The organism is Rhizobium sp. SVR5-9E, assembly GCF_056755095.1.
Genome location: NZ_JBNDHS010000557.1, coordinates 1 through 231, shown reverse-complemented (window position 1 = coordinate 231; position 231 = coordinate 1). Strand labels below are relative to the sequence as shown.

1 pseudogene is annotated in these 231 nt (G+C 42.0%); it reads left to right on the top strand.

What is annotated here, in order from left to right:
• Positions 1-231 (top strand): annotated as a pseudogene (locus tag ACPYOJ_RS36045) (hypothetical protein); the annotation flags it as partial.

Genomic DNA, 231 nt, shown 5'->3' with positions numbered 1-231 from the left:
GCATTTATGACGCGTTAGAAATTACAAAGGATAACGGTGAAAAAGTAGTTTTAGAGGTAGAACAACATATTGGAGAAGATACAGTAAGATGTATCGCAATGGACGCTACTGATGGTCTTAAAAGAGGGCAGGATGTAATCGGATACGGTAATCCTATTACAATGCCTATCGGAGAGGCTGTAAACGGAAGACCTGTCTCTTATACACATCTGACGCTGCCGACGACTAGTC